Here is a 384-nt window from a genome sequence, read left to right as displayed (position 1 = left end):
GTGCCGCCGTTGACCGGCCGCGACCGCTGGATCCTGCGGATGCTGCACGAGCACCGCGTCCTGACCATCAACCAACTCGCCGAATTGGCGTTCCCGACCGCGAAGATCGCTCGCCGTCGCCTGGCGCTGCTGCACCACTACCGCGTCCTGGACCGGTTCCGGCCCCTGCGCCCCCGAGGCAGCGCCCCCTTCCACTGGACACTCGCCCCCGCCGGAGCCGCCGTGCTCGCCGCGGAAGCCGCCACCAGCGTGCGCGACCTCGGGTACAACCACCAAACCACCCTCGCCATCGCCCACAGCCTGCACCTGACCCACACCCTCGGCATCAACGAATGGTTCACCACCCTCACCACCCACCCCCACGACGGCGGGCAAGTGCTGGCG

General features: G+C 70.8%; 1 protein-coding gene. It reads left to right on the top strand.

From position 1 onward, the window contains the following. The coding region (locus HOV91_RS39390; RefSeq protein WP_174190219.1) for a replication-relaxation family protein at nucleotides 1-384 on the top strand (384 nt) is incomplete at both ends.

Origin of the sequence: Nocardia barduliensis, assembly GCF_013315795.1 — a bacterium.
Lineage (GTDB): Bacteria > Actinomycetota > Actinomycetes > Mycobacteriales > Mycobacteriaceae > Nocardia > Nocardia barduliensis.
This window is presented reverse-complemented; position numbering and strand designations above follow the sequence as displayed.